The organism is Dyella sp. S184 (assembly GCF_009766065.1).
Lineage (GTDB): Bacteria > Pseudomonadota > Gammaproteobacteria > Xanthomonadales > Rhodanobacteraceae > Rhodanobacter.
This window is the reverse complement of record NZ_LMUE01000005.1, coordinates 71,868-97,024: the sequence shown is the minus strand read 5'-3', so window position 1 is coordinate 97,024 and position 25,157 is coordinate 71,868. Positions and strand designations below refer to the sequence as shown.

General features: G+C 57.2%; 20 protein-coding genes and 1 pseudogene. 13 read left to right on the top strand and 8 right to left on the bottom strand.

What is annotated here, in order from left to right; all coding sequences use genetic code 11:
• Positions 1–129 precede the first annotated feature (129 nt).
• Entirely contained in the window at positions 130–2,172 is a 2,043-nt protein-coding gene (locus GSQ75_RS10375; RefSeq protein ID WP_158754704.1) for a M3 family metallopeptidase, read from the top strand.
• Between the two features lie 126 nt (positions 2,173–2,298).
• Here the strand turns inward: GSQ75_RS10375 and GSQ75_RS10370 are convergent, their stop codons facing one another.
• Positions 2,299–2,508, bottom strand: coding sequence for a cold-shock protein (locus GSQ75_RS10370; RefSeq protein WP_007809889.1), 210 nt, complete (start codon positions 2,506–2,508; stop codon positions 2,299–2,301).
• A gap of 338 nt (positions 2,509–2,846) precedes the next feature.
• Here GSQ75_RS10370 and xth point away from each other — a divergent pair, with 338 nt between their 5' ends.
• The 4 genes from xth (at position 2,847) to GSQ75_RS10350 (ending at position 6,578) form a co-directional block, all read left to right on the top strand.
• Positions 2,847–3,614: an exodeoxyribonuclease III gene (xth, locus tag GSQ75_RS10365; protein ID WP_158755136.1), complete on the top strand. Its 768-nt coding sequence runs from the start codon at positions 2,847–2,849 to the stop codon at positions 3,612–3,614.
• Positions 3,611–4,288: a YecA family protein gene (locus tag GSQ75_RS10360; RefSeq protein ID WP_158754702.1), complete on the top strand. Its 678-nt coding sequence runs from the start codon at positions 3,611–3,613 to the stop codon at positions 4,286–4,288. Before xth ends, GSQ75_RS10360 begins: the two co-directional genes overlap by 4 nt.
• Before the next feature lie 123 nt (positions 4,289–4,411).
• Positions 4,412–5,245, top strand: a complete 834-nt coding sequence (locus GSQ75_RS10355; RefSeq protein ID WP_158754700.1) for a pirin family protein — start codon at positions 4,412–4,414, stop codon at positions 5,243–5,245.
• A gap of 532 nt (positions 5,246–5,777) precedes the next feature.
• The gene (locus GSQ75_RS10350) at positions 5,778–6,578 is read left to right on the top strand and encodes a hypothetical protein (RefSeq protein WP_158754699.1); all 801 of its coding nucleotides are present in this window, start codon (positions 5,778–5,780) and stop codon (positions 6,576–6,578) included.
• A 600-nt stretch (positions 6,579–7,178) separates the two neighbouring features.
• Here GSQ75_RS10350 and GSQ75_RS10345 read toward each other — a convergent pair.
• Together GSQ75_RS10345 and GSQ75_RS10340 are read right to left on the bottom strand one after the other, a co-directional pair.
• Positions 7,179–7,718 (bottom strand): ImmA/IrrE family metallo-endopeptidase, encoded by a 540-nt coding sequence (locus GSQ75_RS10345; RefSeq protein WP_158754697.1) that lies wholly within the window; start codon positions 7,716–7,718, stop codon positions 7,179–7,181.
• Positions 7,715–8,038, bottom strand: coding sequence for a helix-turn-helix transcriptional regulator (locus tag GSQ75_RS10340; RefSeq protein ID WP_158754695.1), 324 nt, complete (start codon positions 8,036–8,038; stop codon positions 7,715–7,717). The genes GSQ75_RS10345 and GSQ75_RS10340 overlap by 4 nt, the downstream gene beginning before the upstream one ends.
• A gap of 161 nt (positions 8,039–8,199) precedes the next feature.
• Between GSQ75_RS10340 and GSQ75_RS10335 the strand changes: the two genes are divergently transcribed.
• The 8 genes and pseudogenes from GSQ75_RS10335 to GSQ75_RS10290 form a co-directional block, all read left to right on the top strand.
• Complete coding sequence (locus tag GSQ75_RS10335) at positions 8,200–8,511, top strand: hypothetical protein (protein WP_158754693.1); 312 nt, start codon at positions 8,200–8,202, stop codon at positions 8,509–8,511.
• A gap of 414 nt (positions 8,512–8,925) precedes the next feature.
• Positions 8,926–9,390, top strand: a complete 465-nt coding sequence (locus GSQ75_RS10325) for a Mov34/MPN/PAD-1 family protein (protein ID WP_158754690.1) — start codon at positions 8,926–8,928, stop codon at positions 9,388–9,390.
• Positions 9,387–10,817 (top strand): ThiF family adenylyltransferase, encoded by a 1,431-nt coding sequence (locus tag GSQ75_RS10320; RefSeq protein WP_158754688.1) that lies wholly within the window; start codon positions 9,387–9,389, stop codon positions 10,815–10,817. The genes GSQ75_RS10325 and GSQ75_RS10320 overlap by 4 nt, the downstream gene beginning before the upstream one ends.
• Positions 10,818–11,980: 1,163 nt before the next feature.
• Positions 11,981–12,511 (top strand): TnsA endonuclease N-terminal domain-containing protein, encoded by a 531-nt coding sequence (locus GSQ75_RS10315; protein WP_158754686.1) that lies wholly within the window; start codon positions 11,981–11,983, stop codon positions 12,509–12,511.
• Between the two features lie 127 nt (positions 12,512–12,638).
• Entirely contained in the window at positions 12,639–14,342 is a 1,704-nt protein-coding gene (locus tag GSQ75_RS10310; protein WP_158754684.1) for a Mu transposase C-terminal domain-containing protein, read from the top strand.
• A gap of 2 nt (positions 14,343–14,344) precedes the next feature.
• A complete protein-coding gene (locus GSQ75_RS10305; protein WP_158754682.1) occupies positions 14,345–15,310 on the top strand; it encodes a TniB family NTP-binding protein in 966 nt (321 codons plus the stop codon).
• Between the two features lie 1,161 nt (positions 15,311–16,471).
• Positions 16,472–16,795: a hypothetical protein gene (locus tag GSQ75_RS10295; protein WP_158754678.1), complete on the top strand. Its 324-nt coding sequence runs from the start codon at positions 16,472–16,474 to the stop codon at positions 16,793–16,795.
• Between the two features lie 307 nt (positions 16,796–17,102).
• Positions 17,103–17,328: pseudogene (locus tag GSQ75_RS10290) on the top strand (transposase domain-containing protein); the annotation flags it as partial.
• A 23-nt stretch (positions 17,329–17,351) separates the two neighbouring features.
• Here GSQ75_RS10290 and GSQ75_RS10285 read toward each other — a convergent pair.
• The 5 genes from GSQ75_RS10285 to GSQ75_RS10265 all read right to left on the bottom strand — a co-directional run bounded on the left by GSQ75_RS10285 (position 17,352) and on the right by GSQ75_RS10265 (position 24,863).
• Complete coding sequence (locus GSQ75_RS10285; RefSeq protein ID WP_216840664.1) at positions 17,352–17,918, bottom strand: GNAT family N-acetyltransferase; 567 nt, start codon at positions 17,916–17,918, stop codon at positions 17,352–17,354.
• 333 nt (positions 17,919–18,251) lie between these two features.
• Positions 18,252–18,410 carry a hypothetical protein gene (locus GSQ75_RS19040; protein WP_216840679.1) on the bottom strand — a complete coding sequence of 53 codons (159 nt, stop codon included), beginning with the start codon at positions 18,408–18,410 and terminating at the stop codon, positions 18,252–18,254.
• A gap of 546 nt (positions 18,411–18,956) precedes the next feature.
• Positions 18,957–19,721 (bottom strand): sulfotransferase family 2 domain-containing protein, encoded by a 765-nt coding sequence (locus GSQ75_RS10275; protein WP_158754676.1) that lies wholly within the window; start codon positions 19,719–19,721, stop codon positions 18,957–18,959.
• Between the two features lie 319 nt (positions 19,722–20,040).
• On the bottom strand, positions 20,041–22,428 hold the full coding sequence (locus tag GSQ75_RS10270; protein WP_158754674.1) for a protease pro-enzyme activation domain-containing protein: 2,388 nt from the start codon (positions 22,426–22,428) through the stop codon (positions 20,041–20,043).
• A gap of 53 nt (positions 22,429–22,481) precedes the next feature.
• Entirely contained in the window at positions 22,482–24,863 is a 2,382-nt protein-coding gene (locus tag GSQ75_RS10265) for a protease pro-enzyme activation domain-containing protein (RefSeq protein WP_158754672.1), read from the bottom strand.
• Positions 24,864–25,157: the final 294 nt, after the last annotated feature.

Below are 25,157 nucleotides of genomic sequence, written 5' to 3'. Positions count from 1 at the left end.
ACGGTGCGATCCATGACAAAACGGCATTACCGTGCCGATCGCGGGGTTGTGCTGGGGCGATGCAGGATCGCGCAGCGTGCTTGATTTCGGCCGGCGTGATCGCCACGCTGGTGGCCTCAAGGAGCTCCCATGAACCAAGACAATCCGCTGCTGGCCGACGATACCCTGCCGGTGTTCTCGCAGATCCGCCCCGAACACGTCGAGCCAGCGGTCGACGCGATCCTCGTCGACTATCGTGCCGGCATCGACGCGCTCACCGCACCCGGCGCACCGCGTGATTTCGCCACCGTGATGCTGACCCAGGAGCGGCTGGAGCAGCGGCTTGCCCGCGCGTGGGCTCCGGTTTCCCATCTGCATTCGGTGGCCGACAGCGAGGCCTTGCGCAAAGCCTACGGACCGGCTGAGGAAATGCTCACCGAGCACGCGATCGAGCTGGGTCAGAACCGCGACCTTTACGCCGCCGTGCAGGCGCTGGCGGATGCGCCGGATTTCGCGCAGCTGCCGCGTCCGGAGCGCGCACTGGTCGAACACGCATTGCGCGACTTCCGGCTGTCCGGAGTAGCGCTGGAGGAGCCGGCGCGTTCGCGCTTCCGCGAGATCGGCGTGGAACTGTCGAAACTCTCCACCGAATTCTCCAATGCCGTGCTCGATGCCAGCGAGGCATGGCACGAACATATTACCGATGAGCGCGATCTTGCTGGCATTCCCGAATCTGGTCGCGCGGTGTTGCGCCAGTACGCCGAGGATCAGGATCTGGACGGCTATCTGGTCACGCTGAAACAATCCAGCGTGCAGGCCGTGCTCAGTTATGCCGACAACCGCGGCCTGCGCGAACGGGTGTACTGGGCGTACCAGACGCGCGCCTCCGACCAAGGCCCGAATGCAGGCAAGTTCGACAACAGCGCGCGCATCGAGAAGATCATGGCGTTGCGCCACGAAGCCGCGCAACTGCTCGGCTTCGCCAACGCGGCGGAGGAATCGCTGGCGACCAAGATGGCCGGTTCGCCGACCGAGGTACTGGAATTCCTGCATGACCTGGCCGTCCGCGCCAGGCCAGTAGCACAGCGCGAACTGGCTGCGTTGCGCGAGTTCGCCAGCAGCAAGCTCAAGCTCGACAATCTTGAATCATGGGACGTCGGCTATGCCTCGGAGAAGCTGCGTCAGCAGCAGTACGCGCTGGACGAGGAACAGCTCAAGCCCTACTTCCCGCTGCCGGCGGTGATCGCAGGCCTGTTGGGCCTCACCGAAAAACTCTACGGCATCACGCTCGCCCAGCGTGACGACGTCGACGTATGGCATCCCGAGGTGCGCTATTACGATGTGCGCGATGCCGATGGCCGCGTGTTCGCCGGTGCCTACGTCGACCTGTATGCGCGCAATGGCAAGCGGGGTGGCGCATGGATGGATGTCTGCCGCGCGCGCTTCGACGATGGCGTGAACCGGCAATTGCCGGTGGCCTTCCTCACCTGCAACTTCGCACCGCCGACCGAGGGCAAGCCGGCGCTGCTCACCCACGATGATGTGCTCACCCTGTTCCACGAGTTCGGTCATGGCCTGCATCACCTGCTGACCGAAATCGCGCTTCCCTCGATCGGCGGCATCGATGGGGTCGAATGGGACGCGGTGGAACTGCCCAGTCAGTTCATGGAGAACTTCGGCTGGAACCGTGCCGCGCTGGACCTGTTCGCGCGTCACTACGAAACTGGCGAGCGGCTACCCGACGAACTGTTCGAACGCATGCTGGCTGCGCGCCACTTTCACGCCGGCCTGTTCCTGGTGCGCCAGCTGGAATTCGCCTTGTTCGATTTCCTGTTGCATCTTGAATACGACCCGGAGCAAGGTGCCCGTCCGCTGGTCGTGCTCGAACAGGTACGCAAGCAGGTTGCGGTGATGCATCCGCCCGCATGGCAGCGTTTCCCGCATGGCTTCAGCCATATCTTCGCCGGCGGCTATGCCGCTGGTTACTACAGCTATCTGTGGGCGGAGCTGTTGTCGGCCGACGCGTTCGGCGAATTTGAGGAACACGGCGTGATCGATCGCGCTACCGGCGATCGCTTCCGCCGCGAGTTCCTCGCGGTCGGTGCGAGCCGCCCGGCACTGGAAAGCTTCGTCGCGTTCCGCGGCAGGAAGCCGGAGCCGGAGGCGCTGTTGCGCAGCCACGGGCTGGCCTGAAGCGTTGGGCTTTGTATCGCGCCATCCGCTGTGGTGGCGCGATACAACAACGCGATACAACAAAACTCGGGACAAAAAAAAGCCCGCCGAAGCGGGCTTTTCAAGATCGCTCAAATCCCGAAGGATTTAGGCAACCTGGACTTCCTCAGCCTGCAGGCCCTTCTGGCCCTTGGTGACGACGAACGTGACGCGCTGGCCTTCCTGCAGGGACTTGAAGCCCGTGCCCTGGATCGCGCGGAAATGCACGAACAGGTCGTCACCGCTTTCCGGGGTGATGAAGCCAAAACCTTTGGCGTCGTTGAACCACTTGACTGTACCGCTCTGACGATCCGACATGTAACATACCTTTGAAGCTAGTGATGGTTTGCGGCTCGGAGCGTAGTGCACTTGACCGCAATAGGAGCAGAAGCCCTGAGTTTCCTCAGACTCCTGCTTTCCCAGCATACACCGGAATGCAAGGTTTCGGTGGGTTTAATGCACAAATCCCTATTCGGCGGCGTGTCCACGCCCACCAGGTCCCGATCATTTACCGCCCCAGGCCGCGCTGCAGCGCCGTTCTCGCCAATTTGATATGGACAGCAACAATGGCCTCGAAAATCGCAAAAACCGTCCCGTCTTGCTGTTGATTGCCGGTTTCAGGCAGCCCGGACGTGCACATCCCTTACAATGTCAGGATGAAAATCGCCTCGTGGAACGTCAATTCGCTGAAGGTGCGCCTGCCGCACCTGACCCAGTGGTTGGCCGATGCGCAGCCGGACATCGTGGCGCTGCAGGAAACCAAGTTGGAGGATGCCAAATTTCCGGTCGACGAGCTGGCGGCGGCGGGCTATCGCACGGTGTATTCGGGCCAGAAGACTTACAACGGCGTGGCGATCCTGGCTCGCGAGCAACCCACCGACATCGTCACCGATATCCCCGGACTGGATGATCCGCAGCGGCGGATCCTGGCCGCCACTATCGGCAAGTTGCGCGTGGTCGACCTGTACGTGGTCAACGGCAAGGCGGTCGGCGACGAGAAATACGCTTACAAGCTGGACTGGCTGGCCAAGGTGCGCGAGTTCCTGGCGCGCGAACTGGAGCGCCATCCGAACCTGGTGGTGCTGGGCGATTTCAACATCTGCCCGGATGATCGCGACGTCTACGATCCGGTGGCCTGGGGCGAAGACATCCTGTGTTCGCCGCCGGAGCGCGCTGGACTCAGGGCGATCACCGACCTCGGGCTGCACGACAGTTTCCGGCTGTTCGAATCCGGCGCTGAACATTACAGCTGGTGGGACTACCGGCAGGCCGCGTTCCGTCGCAACATGGGCCTGCGCATCGATCTGATCCTGATCGGCGAGGCATTGAAATCCGCCGCCACGGCGGCAGCAATCGACCGCGAACCGCGTCGCTGGGAGCGTCCTTCCGACCACACGCCGGTGACGCTGGAACTGGATATATGACCGCAAAAACCGAATGGCCCAGCTCGCTGGACGACAACGAACTGGATGAGCTGGATCGCTACCTGCGCGCGCATACCGGCGAAGGCGACCTGCTGCTCGACGGCGTGCACGGCTTGCTCAGCGCGCTGGCGGTCGGTCCGCTGCTGGTATTGCCGGACGAGTGGCTACCCGAGGTGCTGCACGAACCGTTCGCCGACGAGGATGAAGGCAACCGCGTGCTGGCGCTGCTGGCCAAGCTCAACGATTCGATCAGTGCGGAACTCGACGTCGATGCCTATGAGCCGATCCTCGGCGAGGTCGAACTGGAAACCGGCCCGACGCTGTCGGCCGCCGGCTGGTGTGAAGGTTTCAGCCGCGGCATCGACCTGCGCGCCAGCCTGTGGGAAAACCGCCTGTCCGAAGACCCGCAGTTGATGGAACTGCTCGGCCCGGTGATGGCACTGGCGGTGGACGAAGGCATCCTCAGCGCGGATACCGAGTTCGAGAAACTCAGCGAAGATGAATACGACGAGTGCCTGTCGCAAGTACCGGCCGTGCTCGGCGCGGTGAATCAATACTGGCAGGCCAAGCCGGCCACCGAGGCTGAAGTGGAAGCCATGGTGTTGCAGTCGCCGGGCGATGATCACGATGACGACGCACCACCGCGCCAGCGCAGTGGGCACTGGGTGCACTGAAGGCCGGGTCTCTGGTCGCCGCAGCGTTGCCGGGATGAAACGATCCGTTCCAGCGCTAGCGCTTGGATAAGCGCAGCAACGGGGCCATCTTCGTGGCCAGACATCTCTGACTGGAGTCACCCCATGAGCGATCGCCACATCACCCGCCGCATCCGCGGCACCGACACCTCCGACGGCGCCGGCGTGAAGCTGAAGCGCATCATCGGCCAGCCCGGACTCGACATGCTCGATCCGTTCCTGCTGCTGGACGAATTCCGTTCCGACGATGCGGGCGACTACATCGCCGGCTTCCCGGAGCATCCGCATCGCGGCTTCGAGACGGTCACCTACATGCTGGCCGGGCATATGCAGCACGGTGACAACCACGGCAATCGCGGTGACCTCACCCCGGGCAGCGTGCAGTGGATGACCGCTGGCCGCGGCATCCTGCATTCGGAAATGCCGCAGCAGGAAAACGGCCTGATGTGGGGGTTCCAGCTGTGGGTGAACCTGCCGGCGAAGGACAAGATGACTGCGCCGCGCTACCAGGACATCGGCCCCGAGCGAATTCCGGTGGTGCATCCGGCTGACGGTGTCGAGGTGAAGGTGATTGCCGGCGAGCTGGCCGGTGCGACCGGTCCGGTCGAAGGCATCGTCACCGCGCCGGTGTATCTGGACATCAGCCTGCAAGCCGGCGCGTCGTTGACGCTGGATCTGCCGACCGGGCATCACGGCTTCGCCTATGTGTTCGAGGGCGAATCGGCATTGGTCGGTGGCGAATCACTGCAACGCAGCGAGCTTGGCGTGCTGTCCGAAGGCGAGCAGCTGCAACTGGCCGGTGGCGGCAAGCCATCGCGCATGCTCGTCGTCGCCGGTAAACCGTTGAAGGAAAGCGTGGCGCGCTACGGGCCGTTCGTGATGAACACGCCCGAGCAGATCCACGAGGCGATCGCCGACTTCCGCGCCGGCAAGTTCTGACGTTCCACGTCCAGGATTGCCCTTGATCAGCCCCAGTACGGACATCCCGGGTCAGCCGATGTGCTGATCCGGAGGTGTTGCAGTTGCCGATTGCATTGATGCAGGGCCCGCAAGGGCCGCTCCAGGCTGCGCTTGGATCGACAACCTGTGATTGCTGTAGCGGAATCACGCGTCCACACCAAAAGCGTTCATCAACTTGTGCCATTTGGTACGGGTGATGCTTTGCCTTTCGTGGCGGGATGAGAGCTGACCAGACTCTGGCGGTTGAAGCGATCCGATGGGCATGTCGGCGGTCCTTATTGATGTCAGTACGTATAAAGTTATGACTGAAAACAATATTGTTTGCCGAGCAACGGGTCGCACTGATGCCAACTGACAACAATAAAGTCCTTTCAGACGCCAACTGACACCAATTGGTACCGATGCATCCTTTGGCTGAGCTGGACATTGCGCAGTCAACCGCACGACGCATAGACTCGGCCTTAAGGGGCGGCCCTATTGGGCCGAAGGCAGTTGCGGCAGGGGGACACGGATGACGATAGTTGTCGCGTTGAAAGTCGGGGACGGTCTCGTCCTAGGGGCGGATAGCGCTTCCGCGCTGTTTACGGCTGACCAATATCACAATTCCTACTTCAACACTGAAAAGCTGATTCACGTCCGAAACCTTCCCGTGGGCGCGCTCACTTTTGGACTTGGAAGCCTTAAGAACAGGTCAGTATCCAGCCTTGCGAACGAGTTGCGAGCGAGGCTGAGCGGACCAGACCCCGCGTGGCATGTCGATCCGCGAAATTTCAATGTGGAAAACGTCGCCAATGCGTTCAAGCGATATTTCTACGACGAGCTCTATGAGCCACTGCACGGTGGCAACGACAACTCGACGGTGATGGGCTTCCTTATCGGTGGCTATTCATCGGATAAGGATAGCGCGGAGATTTGGCGGCTTACGTTGACCGGCCATGGTGCCGAATTGGCGCAAGTTGTGCAGCCCGAGGCCATCTGGGATTGCGTATGGGAAGGCGCGCGCGAGCCGATTCAGCGCGTACTATTTGGATACTCGAGTCAGATCGAACAAAAGCTTATCGCGGCGGGGGTTACCCTCGACGATGCAAGAGCGCTGTTGACGAGCATGGAACCTTTGATTAACGGCGCAATGCCGATTCAGGATGCAGTCGACCTTGTGCACTATTTTATTGATGTGACGTGTGGCTACGTACGCTTCCAGCCTGGATACTCCATTGTCGCAAAACCCGTTGATCTTGCAGCTATCACCAAGCACAACGGATTTAAGTGGGTCGCGAGAAAGCACTACTACCCGTCGGAACTGAACACTTGAGGTTCGTCGATATGAACAAATCCCATGCTCAAGATGCTGCAGGTTCATACGAGAAAGTTGTGAGTGCAGCAGCACGGCATGAACCTTCGCGTGTTGAGGTCAAGCGTCTGTCTTCGGAACAGCTTACAAAGTTGAAAGAGTCCGTGTCGCCCGACTCGAGTACGCGCAAAACACCATATGTCGGTGTGTACGTCGAAAAATTCTGACCTTTCCGAATAGATGCCAACGCGCTTAGTTCTTACGCGACTTCGCCAAAGTCCCAGTCGTCTAGCACGACAAACTCATGAAACCGGCATCCTGGCGAAGGGCAAACCACACTGGGACTGACGATCCCTGATGCGCTGACGCTATGACTCTTCAACGTCAGCCCATGTCCGTGAGGGCATGTCATTTCCGCCTTGAATCGGGCGATTGTTGTGTGGTGACAAGCCTTCCATTGCATTGGCGGCGGCTCGTTCGTGCCGCGATAACGTCGAACGTTACATCGAGTTCGCGACGAATAACTTGTGCGGACGTGCTCTCGTGTGGCGCTGTCATCGGGCTGTGACGGTGTGCGAAACAACCCCGCCAAGGCTCGCAGAATCTGGCCTAGAAACGCAATCATGCTCGCTCGGATGAGCCAAACAGATTCAGGAGTCGAAACGTCATAGCTTGCACGCTCACACCATATTTCTGAGCAAGAGGAAGAATCCGACTGGGATCTTCGAAGTCGAGCTCGATGCTGGCGATATCCTTCTGAAGGAAAAGCTGTGGCATTAACAAGGACGCAGCAAACGCATTCGCCTCGATTTCCTGGACGTCTTCCGCACGTGAAGAACTAGGTGATCTCAAGTTGATACGAAAAAGCTTATCGACGTGAACTTCACGACCCTCATGGAGAGCCAGATGACCTAGTTCATGCGCGATTGTGAATCGCTGACGTTCGGTGGATTGGTTTGTTGCGACTCCAATGACTGGAGCCGTGTCGCTTCGCACGAGTACCCCGGACACGTTTTCATCGAAGTCTCGAAAGACAATCTCCGCACCTACGTGGGCTGCGATCTTCTCTACTGGCACTGGTGCCGATCTCGTGCCGCTTGCGGTCAGTAGCTCGTCGACGAGTTGCCTGATTCGGGCATAGCGGGGTCGGGTCGGAGTCATCTTTCCTTACCCTTCGCTTGCTTGAGCTCGCGGACGAAATTCTGCACAGACGGCAATGCACCCAAGTCATGAGCATTCCTCGTCTCGACGACAGGGGTTTGCGCAGAGCCAAGAACATCACCTGCTGTCTTTCCAACGGCGGCACATATGCTTTCGAATTGATCGAGCATCAATCGTTGCCTGCCTAGCTCGATGTTAGTTACCGAGGTTCGGGACAGACCCACAGCATTTGCCAGTTGCGCCTGGGTGAGGCCTACGACCTCGCGCTGCTCGCGGATTTTGCTACCGAGCGCTTTATAGAAGGTTTCTTTGTCTGTCATGAGGGGAGCTCATAGGACGAGCCACAGCGTCGCCCATACGGGGGGCAATGTCAATGTTGATGACATGGAGATGTGATTGTTAGTGACAATGCCAGATGTTTGTGAGACAAACATTCCGCCCGCCTTCCCCCTTGCGGGTCCCCGACAAAGAGGTAAGCACCATGAGCACCCCTGACGCATCCGGATCGGCTGGAGCCGACTCCGAAAGTAAGAGCCACCCGATGGCGCTCGCTGTGATCACCACGAGCGGCGTGTTTCCCAACCTTGATGACTATCGGCGCGGCTATAGCACCGAGGTAGTACGTGAATTGCTTGCCGCTGCCGCGCTGCAGCTTGGGCTTACAAACACTGCGGACTGGGTGGCCACGGTCGGGAATCGGCCCATCAATGAAGCGGAGACCTTCGCTGCGAATGATCTCTACGGCATCGTCGAGATCGAGTGGCATAAGCGGGAGGGCGGTGGCGGTGCATGAGGCACTCGCCAAGTCTAACTTCGAGCGAGAGGTTGCCAACCTCTCGCTCGTTTTCACCCGGTGCCATAGCTGGGAAGTTAATTCGATCGAATATCCGGTCGTCGATGTTACGTTCAACGGAACACGCCCGCTTCGCGTGCAGCTCACTTGCGATAACTGGCCCGAACTCCCTCCCTCGGCACTACTTCTCATGCCAGATGGAAGTCCGCCGGTAGGCTTGCCCGGTGGGGTTTTCCACCAGGATTTGCATCCTACAACACGGCGCCCATTCGTCTGCATGCGTGGTTTCCGTGAGTACCACACTCATTCAAGCCATCTTACCGATCTCTGGGATACATATCGCGCGCAAGACGGCATGAACGTGGCCGGTCTGCTCACCCAGCTATGTGTCGCTTGGCGTACGCAGGTAGGACTATGACAACCCAGTTGAAGTGCGCGCCACAGATTATTGAAACGACATTGCGCCATCTGCGCGAAGGCGGCGAGCGCGATGTCGAAACCGTAGTTCTTTGGCTTGGCCACGCCACCGCCGAGGTGACGCAGATCACTGAAGCCTACCGCCCCGATCAGGTGGCGGCCTTTGATCGCTTCCACATGTCGAGCGAAGCCATGCGAGCGGTTATGGCTCATCTTCGGAAAACTCGCGCAAAGATCGTTGCTCAGGTGCACTCGCACCCGCGCGAAGCATTCCACTCTGCCGCAGATGACGAGTGGGCAATCGTGCGCCACGCGGGCGCTTATTCACTGGTGGTGCCGAACTTCGCAGAAGACACGACGCCGAATAACTTCTTCGACCAGGTTGCCGCATATGAGTTGTCGTCCGACGACAGGTGGATGCACATCGAACTCCGAACTGCCCTCAAGCTGGAAGAGCCATGAATAACGGCATCAATGAAAACGTTCGCACGCTCATGGCAGCAACTGGTCTCTCAGAGGGAGAGGCAACCGAGAAGCTTTCCCTTCGAGTTCGCGTTTCACGTTCCGACTCGCCCGCCTGCATGAATCTCGCGCGAGACGTTGAGTCACTGCTCTCCCGCACCGTCTCCATAGTCGATCTGAACATGGAATGTGACGTCGAGATTGCGCTTGGTACGAAATACGTAACCACCGCACCCCTGCAGATATGGACCAGTCTTGATGGGGACACCTTGTCCCTTTCTGCGCAGAATGATCACGGTGAGAGGGGCGATGTAGTCCCAGGCGGGATTGAAGATATCCACGGGCTCCTTCGCAAAATCGCAGCGTGCTATCTATGCGGATTTACCCTTAGTAACGCGCTCGGGTTGCTGGCAGATCGCAATCCTCCATCGACAGCAACTGTTGATTCCCCGGCGTTGACTGTGCGTTTCAGTGACTTGGGCATTCAACCTGGGCTACTGAATAGCGAAGTCATCCTTCGTGACACGGTGCTAGTCGGTGCTGGTGGGGTAGCCAACGGATTTCTATGGGCTGCGGAGGAACTCCGGATTGTCGGCGAATTGACGATCGTTGACCCTAAAAAAGTTCACCGCGGAAATTTGAACCGCTGCCTCTACTTCGTGCCGCGCGATGTGGGCGCGAGCAAATCGTCGCTCTTAGCTCAGCGGTTTAATCGTCCGGGGCTGGCTGTAACAGCCTACGAAGGCGATCTGGCAAGCTATCTGTCCACGCGGCCCGGAAATAAGGTTACTCGAGTTATCACGACCGTAGATAGTCGCCGTGCGCGCCGCTCGGTGCAGAATGACTTACCGCTTGAGGTCATCGATGCCTCGACAACGGACATCAGCGAAATCATCGTCCATAGTCATCGGCAACCTACGAAGGACGCATGTTTGGCGTGCATCTACCCGCATGTAGTAAATGAGCAGCAGCAGGACGAGCACACCGCAGAAAATCTTGGCATCACAGTGGATGACGTCCGCAAGCCGCTGATTGATGAAGCGCTGGCAACGAAACTTTGCACCAACTTTCCTACATTGGACAAAGCTGCTCTGATCAATACAGCGCTGGACACGCTCTACAAATCCATGTGTGGCGAAGGGCAGCTTCGGACCCCGGCCGGAAAACAAGCCTCGGCTCCTTTCGCCTTTATCTCCAACTTGGCGGGAGCGCTTCTCGCCTTGGAGCTGGTCCGCTTCGACACCAAGAACCACGTAGCGGATGATACGAATTACCTGTTTCTATCCCCGTGGCACGCGCCACATCGTCATCTAAGAGCTAAGAAACCGCGGTTGGCCGATTGCGCGTTCTGCTCCCAGCTGGGGACGGCTAAGGCCTGGCAGACGGTTTGGCCAGACGTTTTTAGTCAAGCTACCGAACCGTCGTGACTCATGGCGACGTTGGCTGAGCAGGACGTGCCGGTCAAGACCGAGCAACGCCGCGGGCTCAAGCGCATCGACTGAGCCATCTGCTCAGACTCTTCAAAGCTTTCTCACCCGTTATTTCCAGCTATCGGCGAGATAGCTGGGACGCCTCAACGGTCATCAAGGCAGTCCTCGCAGGCTAACGCTTGAGGAATTGTGCGCCGCCGACTGAAAGTCGCCAGTCCTAACAATAGGGATTTCAAAGCGTTGCGCGGGGTATCTAGATTTTGACGTGATACATATATATCACTTCAAAATCAATGACTTACGCTTGTTATTCGGTAAGTTCAGGCGTAAGCTGCATCAAGCATGCTTTTCTCGGCCTTTGGGGATTTAAGTGGCGAAAGATCGCGTTTCAGCCCGCACTGAGCTGTACCTGCCGAACGCGGCCCTCCTTAGCTCCACCGCTACGGCGAGAGCGATGGGATTTGAGTCAACTAGTGCTTTATCTCGCGCCCGGCTTGAGGGGCGGCTGCCCATCACGATGTTTCAGGTTCCCGGGCGGCGCGGTTGGTTTGCCGCGACAAGCGAAGTTAGAAGCTGGCTGGAATCAATTCTCCCGACGACCGCGCGAAGTCTCTCGGGTGCGTTGCCCGCAAGGGAGACGACAGATGCCTAGCTCGCGGTGCGATGGCTTCGTGTCGCTGGAGAGTCACCTCTCCTGCGCGGGCCAAGCATCTCGCGACGCTGCAGATTGGGTGCGACGTCAACTTGAGCAACGGGGACCGATTATCCCCTTGCAGGACGCCCATACGCTTATTGCTGCAGCGGTTCCGGCATGGCGGCCTCGCCTTCGGAATGAACCCTTTACACCCCTGCCAGGCGTTTCGACGCCCTACGCTTTAACAAGTGAAGTCTGCTGGCGACTGCTAAGCCTGCTTAGTCAGTCAAAGGCTCGTTGCAAGCCCATCTTTGCCACAAGGGAGGTACCAACACACCCATAAATCGCCTTCTTGGTGACGCCATTTGGCGAGCCCCATAAATGCGAACGCCCAAGATTCAGGCTTGGGCGATCGCTGTAACCGTCGATTTGGTGACCGACGTGTTCAGCGTATACCTCCTCGGAATGCCGTTCAAGGGGTATGTTCGCGCGCTACCGGCTCGCCTCTAACTAATTAGAGGTGATCATGAACGCACCACAGTTCGATCTCCAAAATGCTCTACGCGAGCGCGCACGCGCCCTGCTCCACACCTCGGAATTGGCCAGAGATCGCTATCCCGACATCACGATAAAGCACCTGGATTGGTGGTCACGCTCGATACCGTTGTCGCATGGCTGCCACTCGACCGGCTATGCGCCAACGTGGCCAGGTCAAGCACTGCTCCCGGTGGAAAGCCGGCTAGAGCGGCATGTGCTCAAAGCCCTAACCGCCTGCCCCGAGTGCGTCGCGGTGGCCACGCAGCCCGTATCGATCCACTACACCGCAGGTGGAGATCGGCGCAGCTATACCCCCGACATTCTTGTCGCGTACGTGTGCGAGTCAACGAGAAAACTAGAGTGCTTTCTCATCGAGGTGAAAACGAAGCACCAGGCTGATCGCTATCGCTACAAGTTAATGGAGCGACAAGCCGCTGTCACATTGTCGACGGCCCTCCCGCTTGTTGTGATTACTGAAAAAGACTTCGTTGGAAACGGGGAGAGCAGCCATGTCGACTAACGCTCTGTTCGCTGAAGGCCGACCCGTCGTTTGGAATGGACATAGCGGAGAAATCGTAGAGAACTCCGACGCTAGCCCAGACGTACTGATCCGTCTTACGGGTGAGAAGGTAATACGAACTGTGCCGATGTCTAACCTGACGCCTCTCGAGCCGTTGAATGAAACCGATCGCGACTTGCCATTGGCTGCTATCGACGCCGACGAGTGGGAAAGGGCCGCTGAAAAAGCCAATGCATGCAAGGCAATCGAGGGTGCTTGCGACAAGACCAAGGCGGTGGCGATGGCCGCGCAGACTCTTGGTGTAGATGAACGAACGGTCTGGCGAATTTGTCGGGAATACCAAATAGAGCCAAAGGTGTCCGCTCTCTTAGCCCAAAAACGAGGACGTCGAAAGGGAAGTCGCTACCTCGGCGTGCGACGGGAGGCATTACTGCACGAAGCCATAGAAAAGTCCCATTTGACCCGAGAACGACCGAGTCTGGGGGTCGCCATGGACCATTTGGAATTGGAATGCGCGAAGCAAGGACTGGCCTGTCCCTGTGAAAAAACGGTGCGTAATCGCCTCAAGGCCATTGCGCCAGAGTACGTAATGCAGCGGCGCCACGGTGGTAAGCAAACGCGAGAAAAGTTCAAGCCGGTGCCTGGAACACTGACCGTGATGCGGCCTATGGAGTTGATTGAAATAGATCACACGTTGGCCGACATTCTTCTCGTGTCTGATGACGCAAGACGCGTGGTCGTTGGAAGGCCCTGGGTGACCTTTGCGATTTGTGTCGCAACGAGGTGCGTCGTCGGTTTCCACATTTCGTTCGAGGCGCCCACCAGCTCCTCTCTCGCGATGTGCATTCTTTCTATCGTGCTACCCAAAGAACAGTTGGCGCGTTACCTCGGCTTTGACCTTTTAGGCGTGGAATGGCCTTGTTCTGGGGAGATCGAAGTAATCCTTACTGACAACGGCCACGACTTTCACGGCATCGCGATAAAGCGGGGCTGCCAGGAGCATGGCATCGAACTTCGATACCGGCCCGTGGGTAGCCCGCACTGGGGCGGAGTCATTGAACGTCTCATTGGGACAATGATGGGGCGATTGCGCATGCTCCCCGGCGCTACGCAGCGCGACGTACGAGCAAAAGCTGGTCAAGACGTCGAACGGAGGGCCTGTCTCACCCTGTCCGAATTTCGGCAGTGGCTCGTCACGGAAATCACAGCGCACTATCACCAGGTAGTGCATCGCGGTATCGGTATGCCGCCGATTGAAGCATGGCGCAGTAAGAGCTCTTCCGAAACATCCCCGGCGTGCGAGCTCTCAGATCACCAGTGCATGCGTCTCTATGTTGATTTCCTTCCTTACTGCGAGCGTCCCATCAGTCGCGTAGGTATCAACATGCATGGTATGCGGTACTGGTCGGACGAGCTGCGTGACTACGTTGCCAAGGGCGTCAGGCACGCGATTCGATTCGACTCCCGTGACATTCGCCGCGTGTATTTCGTCGACCCTTTCGGCCAGGTCATTATCGTGAACTGTGTTCGCACGGACGTGCCGCAGATGTCAGTGGCCGAATGGCAAAAGCTGAGTTCCGCACAACGCACCACGGGAAGCATTCAGCAACGAATCGACGACCGGATCGCCGGCCATGACGCCAACAAGGCACTTGTTGCCACCAGTCAGAAGGCCACGCGCCAAGCGCATCGCTTGTCACACAAGAAAGTTGAAAGAGATAAGAACGTGCTAGCGCTCCCCATGCCGAAGGTAGCGACAGAACCGACCGCCCCTGTGACGGTGTTCAGCCCAAATCGAGTTCCTATCCCATTCGAAATTATGGAGTTCTGATCATGACTGACTCAATCGATTTCTCGACTTCACAGCCATCGCCAAATGATTCGGAAGTACGGGCGGAGCTTGATGCGAAGGTGTCAAAAACTGAGACAGAGAAGAAGGATCTCCGTAACGCATCTAAGGAGGAAAGGACTATAGCCGTCCAAACAGAACGCGTTATCTTGCATCCTCAACTTAAAAAGGCGGTGAATCGTGTTCTCTGGATGATCAAACAACAGCCGCGTTCCCGCGCCCCCGGACTCATTGTTACGGGTCCCACCAACAGCGGGAAAACTACCCTTGGGAACGCAATTTTGAAGGCCTATTCACAGCTAGCGCCGTCCTCATTTATCGGTAGCGTTCGTCCCTGTGCCGTCATGATTGAGTTATCAGGGCTTGCCACTTCCCGGGCCGTCTATGGCCGAATCCTGGAGCAGATCAATGCGCCCGTAAACAACAACGCACGGGTGGCAGATCGCGAGCTTGTCGTAACCATGACTCTGCGAAACATCAATTGCAGGCTGCTTATTCTGGACGAGACGCAAGACGTGCTTAAGACGTCCGAGCGCGACCAACAACGCGTACTAGACGCAATCAAATATTTGATGAATTCACTCAAAATGCCAGTGCTCGCGCTGGGGGTCGAGCAGGCCGGAAAAGCATTCGATAGCGATCAACACCTTCGCGCGCGATTCAGTGAAATCAAGCTACCACCATGGAGGGACGACGACGACTTGGTAGACCTCCTTGCCAGTCTGGAGCCGAACTTGCTGCTGCAGGGGAACGTAAATCTGCGCACTAGGGAGATGATCACGAAGCTGCTTGAGCTCTCTGACGGGAAGCTTGGTTACATCATCGACATAGTAAAGAACGCCGCCATCGAGGCAATCATCTCCGGAAAGGAGACGATCACTCCGGAAATGCTTCGGCTTCCATGGGATGTGCCTTCGCACGAAATGCTGGATGGGCCAACGATTCACTGAGCCCGGCCGTGGATAAACACATGCTGCGTAGTCGCAAAGGGGGCGGCCCTTTCATTTACTGTGACCGCCCCCACGACGACGAATCACTGTCATCGTGGCTGGACCGAAACGTCCAACGTTACGGATTGACTAGGGAGGGCGCGGTGCGCGCGGTTGGAGCACGTTTTGAACGCGGTTGGGATTTTGATGCGTTCGATTGCTGGGAGGCGCGCCGCCCATTTTTTGACGCTACAGGGCTGGAATGGACAGATCTCGCTCCATTCGCCAGCCCGGTGCCGGAAAGGGATTGGATGCTGCACCCAACGTGCAGGAAACACTATTGTCCTCTCTGCTTTGAGGACGATCTGCAGCAACGCAAAACGCCCTATTTTCGCCTACAGTGGGCTCATGTCTTGGCGACGCATTGCTCCTTTCACAGAACGCCGTTGTTCGATTGGCTCCATACGAACAACGACGGAAGTCGCATACTGCCGCCTAGTTGGATTCGAGATCCGAGCATGAAGGAACTCGACGTTACGAATCGAATTCCCGCGGATCTGCAGGCCATTAATGCCCTCAAAGAGGGCCTATCTCGGCATCCCGAATCGAAAGAGATTTGGGATACGCTGACCACCTTTGAACGCGCATGCCTTACGTACGAGGCCTACCGCTCACCGGGGAACGCGCCGACCCATGCGGCCAAGGACCTTGGTGCAATCTGTCGGCTTCTGGTGTTGGTACTTCGTCGAGCCGGCAATCCGAATGAGTTTCGTTGGATCGTGCGTGATCTCTGCCCTGACTTTTTTGAACGCAGTTATCTGTCCTTTAACCGCAACGCGCTGCCCCGGACAACGAAGCAATTGGCATGGCGACGTGGAGTGCGATGTCTAAGCGACATGCCCACTCGTCGTGCTGCTTTGTGGGTTGTTGCGCATACGTTCTCAAGGCTATCGCCGCGAACCAGGCTGCGGAACGGCGGATGCGCTCCCCCCGGACATTGTCCAGGGTGGTTAGAATCCATGTCGAGGGTCATCGGTTCGAGAGAACAGGTCAGGGAAGCGCTACAAGATCAGCCGTCCCGTCACTTGCTGGAGCCCAGACGTTATTCATCAGTCGATGGCCCTCCGCCGCACTATTGGTGAAACGCACATACAGCTGAGCTCGCCCTTAGAGGTTGAGAACATGCGTAAGAAAGTCCGACTATCCAAATCAGATGAAGCGCTGATTCCTGACGACTCTACAGAGTCGTCCCCCGGCCGTACGCTGGATCGCGTTTATGCCGCCCTGCGTGGTGAATTCGATGCTGACCAACTGGAGCCTGACGAGGCCCGCATTTTTCACGATCTCTGGGCTGTGTACATGGCCGGTCCGAATCCGGAGCGTGATGCTTTTGTGGCCAAGATGCGCGCCGAAGGCGGATATGTTGGAGAAGATGAGCAGGGCCGACTTGTTCGTACGCTCCCCGGAGGCGGCCTTGAACTCATCGGGGATTCGACCAAGATTTGATATTCGACCGAAGACATCAGGCTGCAGCAGGGCCTGGAACCAGTGAGGGCCGAGAGGAGGGTTACACCCATACCAGGTGAGCCAGCTAGTCTCAATGCTTGCCTTCAGCGACCTGACCCACCCTCCAAATCCGAACGGTGTTCTTATCAATCACGCGGTATGCGAGTCGCACACGACGTGCGCGAGCCAAGCCTGACAAACGAGCGGCGATGGGCTGTGGCGATGTAACCGTGGAATGCCACCATCACTTTCGGCGTCAAGAATCGTTTGTAGCAAGAAACTGTCCCCATCTTTGAGTTCGAGAATGGTGCCCATAGACAACAATGCGGTCGAGAACCAGATCAGGCCGTGGGCGCTTGGACGTTCCAACTGGTTGTTTGCCGGATCGCTTCGTAGTGGTAAACGGGCGGCGGCAATCATGAGCCTTATCCAGTCGGCACGCATGAATGGGCATGATCCGTATGCCTATCTCAAAAGCGTGTTAACTCGACTGCCATCTCAAAGATCCGCTGAGATCGCTACCTCACACTTGACGCCCTAGGCCCCAGGCTCGGTACTAGCGGAGCGACATGACCATCTCGTGCCAAGCCATGCCGCCGTGGTCGGAAGCTGAAGGTTGTACGTACTCATAACCCATGCGGCGATAGAGCTCAACATGACGATCTTTGCACATGAGATGGATCGTTTTTTTGCCAAATGCCTTCATTCGCGCAACAAAATTTTTCATCAGCAAGGTGGAGTAGCCTTTACCTTGGTGCCTAGGGTCGAGCACTACCGACATGATTACAACATTGGGTGCATCCGCAGAGTGGCCGACCAGCTCCTTAAACTCCTCATCGGACATCACTACCTCATAAGCACAGCCGCTGTTGATGAAGCCAACCACTTCCCCCTCGATTTCGAGGAGGAGAAAGCCCTCCGGGTATTGATTGATCCGGGTGCGAATTTTTTCTAGGGTAGCGGCTTCATCCCCTTCATACGCCGAGCTTTCGATCTGGTAGCACCGAGAAGCGTCGGTGGGAAGTGCGTCACGAAATTGTATGGATGACATGAACAGGCCTGCGAATAAAAGATGCTCATATCTTAATGGAAGCGCAGCATGCGCATGCTGCATTTTCTTCATTGACGGATGAGACCTATGCATTCTGCACTGCGCCGGCTCGACTTGAATTTACTGCTGGTTTTCGACGCGTTATACCGCAGCGCGAGCGTAGTAGCCGCTGCAGATGAGCTGGCGCTGAGCCCATCTTCGTTCAGCCACGCACTGGCCAGGCTCCGGGTCACTGGAAGACGATCTCTTTATTCGCGCTGGGAACACTATGACGCCGACGCCCGTAGCATGCGGCTTGGCTAACCCAATCGCTCAGGCACTCAACCTGCTGTCAGATGGGCTTGGAGCAAGCGAAGTTTTTGATCCGTCGACCAGCCATCAGGCTTTTACGTTCGCCGCAACCGACTACATCTTGTACGCGGTGCTCACGCCATTGGTATCCGGCAGCATCACCAGCAGCACCGAGCCCTGCGGCGCATCCGCTGCGACCTGCAGTGCCGCGGCAAGCGTGGCACCGAACGATATCCCGACAAAAATACCCTCCTGCCGAAGTTGCCGGCGCAAGCGATGCTTTGGTCAGCGCTCGCTGAAGGAAATCCGCGAGAGTGACATGGCTATCATGAAACGCGGACGGCAGGTTTCGCGCGCGAAGGTTCCGAACGGACGCTGCCCATGAAGCAACACCTAGTATCTGAAGTAGCGCGACCCTAGTTACTAGTCTGCGTGCCTACCTTGACCGATCTGACCTATCCTCCAGATTCGAACGGTGTTCTTGTCAATCACGCGGTATGCGAGTCGCACACGACGTGCGCGAGCCAAGCCTGACAAACGAGCGGCGATGGGCTATGGCGATGTAACCGTGGAATGTCACCATCACTTTCGGCGTCAAGAATCGCCTCTAGCAAGAAACTTTCCCCGTCTTTGAGTTCGAGAATGCGTTGTTGATCAGAGCTAAGGGTCTGACCCGCGCGTTCAGGGAGGGGGACGTCGGATTCATCGGGCCCACTTTGTATTTCTCTCTATTCATTGCCTAGCCCTTCGGATTCTCTTCTTCTTATTTTGTCCGTGCATGAGCACGTACAACAACCGAATGCGCACAGAACACTTCATCTATTCTTTATTCAACATTTGGCGATGCGCAATCTTTGCTAGATCCATGGCCATTCTGACCAAGACTTTCTGTTTCTTTTCTTGGTTGGAACGAAACCTTGCTTGCCGCCATCGCAATGCTCGCTGATACAGCTGCATGTCGGCCGCGTGGAAGTCACGCACCTTTTCCAGAAACACGTCATCAACGATGCGACGTGAAATCCCGTACTTCATCGCGTTCAAGTATCGGGGCTGCAAACTGGTGGACAGGAAGCGCTCGGAGAACTCAAGCATGTCCTCTCTGTAGTATTCGGTGATACCGACGAAGGCAAACCTCTCCAAGGGGAAACCCCACAGATATTGCGTGTAGATATTTCTGAACTGTTCGCTCAGGCAAAACTGCTCCAGCGTCCAGCCTTCCTCAATGAACTTTCGGTGATTCGGCGTGGCGTTTTTTTCATCATAGTTCGCTCGCCAATAATCATAGTGAGAAAGCATGCGTGCCACTGGCTCTCTCATCCAGGTAACAAACGTCAAGGCGCCCTTGGTATCGAGCCGCTGGTACTTCACCGGCATGAAGTGTCCGTGCACGCACTCGATGTTATCCAGCCCTTGGTCGGCAATGACTTCGCCAGCCGAGAGAGCTGCTCTGAACCGATCGAGCCGCGAGTGGCTAAGGGCCTGATCGCTGTAATCATTCCGGTAGCGATCACCGAAATGCTCCATCAACGACGCCTTGAAACTTGTTCCACCTGTCTTCGGCAGGTGCAGGGAAATAAGGGGCATGGATCCTCAACCATCAGGCATCTTCGATGCCGCCACAAGGTCAATTGCAAACGAAAAAAATAGGAATTGCTCGGCGACGAGCGATGGGTTCTGGAATGCCTGGTGACATAGTCACTTGATAGGCACAAGACCCCCTGCACTGAACTAGCTGCGCGTTAAAAAGGAGACTATGAACAGGCCCTTGGTGGAGCAGTTACATTGCCGTCTGCTGACAACCTGCTTCTGAATATCCAGAAACATGCATAAGAAAATCTGGCGACGTCCTGTCGCCAGGTAAATTACGCATGACCAACTTCAATGCCCAAGAACTTGCATGCGATTAGAGCGCCGGCGGTGCACCGACATAAGCGCGCCAGGCGATGAGCAAGTTTGTCGCGTTTACCGAACCCAGACCGGATGCAAAACTCCATCCAGGCTGAGCGCCATAGGCTTTGTTACCTACCCCATACGTGGTGGGTGTGTCGTCGATGGTGGTTAGCCCGGCTTGGCCCGCTCCAACAAAACCGTTTTTGTTCACAATCGCTGCGTAGTAGTAGCAATTCGGAGTTGTACTGGCGACGAAACCTGGACTCGGTGCGCTTATTTCGAAGCAATTGGAAGAAGTGGATCCACGCGTGACGTTGTGGAATACACAATTGCTGGTCCCGGTTGCGCCGTTGTCTGCATTGCAGGAAGCAAGACTGGTGGGCGTTGGACCACTAGCGCCACCGTATTCGTTGGCGGCAAGTGCATAAAGCGTGGGCGCCGCATTACCTTGATCCGCTGGAAGTCCGCGCGCGGCGATGCCCTGATCGATCAACGCTTGAATGCCAGCAAACATCGATGTGGAAATGCCTGTACTTTCTTCGAGAAGCACCGGCGTCGACCATCCTGGTGAGCAGGGGTAGTAGGAGTCGCAGACGACTATCGACGTGTAGTTATCAAAAGATCCCGCAAATAGCGCCACGTCGGGAATATCGCGGAAATGATCCTTTGCCGCGTTGTATACCTGCTGCTGCCAAGCCGGCTTGGCATCGACGGATGATGGCCCACCCGAGCCTGCACTGGCCGTCAGGTAGTATCCATCGGGATCATACGCCGCGTAGTAATCCTGACAGAACGCGACGGCACTGCTGTAACCATAAGCCTTGGCGGCGACACCGTTACCGCAAGACCCATTCCAGGCAATCTCCGGTACATAGGAAAGCGCTGAGCCGCCGACCACGCTCGGCGTGGCAGCAAAGTACTGGTTGGTGGTGCCATCAAGAATATCCGCGAGGTCTGTACCCCCAACAGCGGTGTCATGGGGCGAACTGGCAAGTGCGTTGACATCAATCATCGTGTTGCCGGGGATGCCGTAGCCGTTGATTTGGGCATCCGCGAAATCCGGATTCAAGCCTGAATCACCAGCCTCCACGAACACAGAGATGCCTTCCGCGTCCGCCTGTGCCCACATCAGATCGATCGCAGTCTTACTAGCGCTATCCACCAAAAGCTCGCCAGCAGCGTAGCCGACGCTGATGATGTCCGGACGGCCGCTGGAAGCGTTGACCAAGTTGGTGGCTGCGATGAAGGTACCCCCAAAGAAGTTCGACGTCTCATAGCCCGAGAAGTCGGCGGTATAGTCGGAGCAGGTGGCAACCTCGATATTCGCGCCAGGGGCAATCGCGGTCGCCCATTCGGCATCCTCAACAGTTCCAGAGTAATCACCGAAGTTCGCCACCGATGGATCGACACAGTTATTCGTCCCACTGGTAGGTGCGGGATTGATCTGTGTAAACGTTCCGCCATACTGGCCAAGGTTGAATTGGCTAACGAAATTGGTCCAATCCGCTGGAACCATGTCATATTTTCCAACCACCGCAATGGTGATGCCTTTGCCCGTCACGCCATTGGCACGAATCGTCTTAATGCCATACATCGTGGCCATGTCGTTGGGCACCAAGGCCCGGTCCGCGTTGCCTAAACCACCGACTGGGATGGCCTGTCCGATTACTTTCGAACCCATTGCCGGGTTCTTGGATGCCTTAGGCACAAACCCTTTCTTTGAACCATCCCACTGGCCAACCTGAGATGTCGATTTCTTGTTCAACGGCGTTGCATGGAAATTGTTCAAACCCATCACACCAGCGACGATGGGTGCGAGTGCCGCCGGAATACTGATATCACTGGCATTGGAAAAATGCTTGACGTTGTTGATCGTGTAGATATTTTCCTGCGTGTGGAACGCCTGATTCACCTGTGCTGCGGTGCCGCTGAAATCGATCTGTGTCTTGTTCGGGTACACGTTGTTGACGGTGAAGCCTTGCGACGTCAACCACGCGGTCGCGGCGGCGATATCACTATCGACCACGCCGAATTGTTCGCCGAACTGCTCCGGTGTGAGCCACTTGTGGAACTGAGCGGATTTGGGGTTGTGCTGGTTGGCAATCAACGCTTCCATGGCCGCTGTCCGCAACGCGCTAGGCTGGAGCACCAATTGGAGATGATTCATTGAAGTCGAGCGACTCATGGGAGTGCTCGGCGCTTGGGTCGTAAATCCGAGATGGGTTTTCGTCAGGGTGGACAGTTTGCCGTTGGTCACGGCCTGCGTCACCCGCGGCGCTTCGGTGGCGCTAATACCTGTGGGCGCTGCGACGGTAATCTGCGGTTGTGCCAGCAGCATGCCGGGGGCCCCGGCCAATGCGGCAGCGATCGACGCACTGAGAATGAAATAGGATTGTTTCATGATGAAGCCTCATCGAATAAGTTGATCGAAAGTGGATGGCGTGCTGTCCCGCGTTATTGCGGGGCAGCGGATGGCGCGTTGACGAACGCCCGCCATGCAATCAACAGATTTGTGGCATTCACCGACCCGAGTCCTGAGGCGAAGCTCCAGCCAGGCTGGGCACCGAACGCTTTGTTGCCCGTGCCGTACGCAGTGGGCGCCGCGTCGGCAGTAGTGAGGCCAATGGAAACCACCAATTCAGGGTTGGTATACGGTGGCAAGCTAGGGCTGTTGTGGTCATCGAACACGCCGTAGTAGTAGCAATTAGGTGTGGTGAAATTCGTTTGAGCAAAACATTGCGTGGAGTTCGAGCCCCGCGTGACGTTGTGAAACACACAACTACCGGTTCCCGTGGCACCGTTGTTAGCATTGCAAGCGGCCAGACTGGCTGGTGTTGGACCTGTCGCACCGCCATATTCGTTAGCCGCCAAGGCGTACAACGTGGGTGCTGCATTTCCCTGGTCGGTGGGTAAACCGCGCGCAGCCAGTCCCTGGTCCATCAAAGCCTGAACACCGGCAAACATGGGTGCGGACAGCGAAGTACCTTCAACGAGTTCGACCGGACCGGTCCAACCCGGTAGACACGGATAAGCCGCGGTACAGAGAATCACTAAGGAGTTGCCGCCATACGATCCACCAAACAGGACTACATCGGGCAGATCGCGCGATTGGTCTTTCGCAGCGTTGTATATTTGCCGCTGCCACGCCGGCTTCGCATCCACCGAGGAAGGGCCGCCGCTGGATCCCTCCGATGTGAAGTACCAACCCGAGGGATCATGTTTCAGTGCATTGAGGCAGAACGCAACAGCACTGCTATAGCCGGCAGACGTCGCTGCAACACCGTTAGCGCAGCTTGCGTTCCAGGGAATCTCTGGCACATAGGACAGCGCTGATCCGCCCACCGCACTTGGCGTGGCGGCAAAGTATTGGCTGGTCGTGCCGTCGAGAACGTCTGCCAAGTCTGTACCACCGACGCCGGTATCATGAGGCGAAGTGGCGAATGCATTCGCATCGACCGCGTTATTGCCATAGGCGCCGTTAATAAGCTCACCATTAAAACTCGGATTGGAACCCGAGTCACCCGTCGACACGAACACGGAGATGCCCTCGGCATCCGCCTGCGCCCACATCAGGTCAATCGCGGTCTTGCTGGCGCTATCCACAAAAAACTCGCCAAAACCGTAACTGGCGCTGATGACGTCTGGCCGCGTAGCGCCGTTGACCAAGTTCGTCGCCGCAATGAACGTACCCCCAAAGAAGTTCGTCGTCGAAGGGCCGGACAGGTCGGCGGTGTCGTTGGAGCACGTAGCTACCTCGATACTCGCGCCAGGGGCAATCGCGGTCGCCCACTCGGCATCTAGAATGGTTTCGACGGATTCACCAAAGGTTGCCACCGATGGATCGCTGCAGTTATTCGGCCCGCTCGTGGGCGCAGGATTGATCAAATTGAACGTGCCGCCATACTGGCCAAGGTTGAATTGGCTGACGAAATCGCTCCAATCCGACGGAACCATGTCACCATTTTCCACCACCGCAATGGTGATACCTTTGCCCGTCACGCCGTTGGCACGAATCGTCTTGATACCGTACATCGTAGCCATGTCGTTGGGCACCAAGCCGCGTAGGCTTCCTCCGAAAGCAAGGGCTTGACCGATCACTTTCGCTCCCGTTGTCGGGTTGGTAGTCGTAGGCACAAATCCCTTCTTCGACCCGCTCCACTGTGCAATCTTTGATTTCGACGCGGTGTGCAGCGCTGTGGGGTGAAAGTCGTTGAGCCCCATGACACCGGCAATCACTGGCTGCAACGCTGCCGGGACGCTGATGTCGCTGGCATTGGCCAGGTGCTTATCCTTGCCAAGGGTGTAAATGCTTTCCTGTGTGTGGAACGCCTGGTTGACCTGCGCCACCGTGCCGCTGAAATCGATTTGTGTCTTGTTCGGGTACACGTTGTTGACGGTGAAGCCCTGGGCGGTCAACCACGCGGTCACAGCGGCGATATCGCTATCGACTACGCCGAACTGTTCGCCGAACTGTGCAGGTGTCAACCACTTCTGGAACTGGGCGGACTTGGGATTATGCTGGTTGGCAATCAGCCCCTCCATTGCCGCCGTCCGCATCGCGCTGGGTTTGAGCACCAGCTGCAGGTGGTTCATTTTCGTTTCGCTCGCGAGCGGCACGCTCGATGAAGCTTTGGCTACAAATCCAAGATGAGTCCTCGGAAGCATAGTCACGTTGGCATTGGTAACGGCCAGGGTGACCCGAGGAGCTTCGTTGGCATTATCGATTGTCGCTGTGGCGCTAGTCATGCCTGTCGCCGTTTGCGCCTTTAATGCTCCGGCCCCGCTAGCCAGCGCGGTCGCAATGCATGCACTCAAAATAAAATGTGTTTGTTTCATGATCGAACCCCACTACAAAGTTGGTCAAAAAATGGGAGGCGCCCTAGCCGGCTCGTCTTTGGCGAAGCTCGCTACCTGTGAACATCTCTTCAGCCTCCCTCCCGCTCATCACGCTTGTATTCCTAAGCGCACCCTCGCCTACAAACTGCTTATTTTTCTCGCGGACAGCCGTCACCGCTCCAGCGAGGGAGGGCGAAGGTTGGGTCGTACATGTCCCCGTTCAATCAAAGATGATGGAGTGGCAAGCGGTAGTGTCTCTAAGGGAAACGTGATGGCTTGCGACCAGCTTTGAGG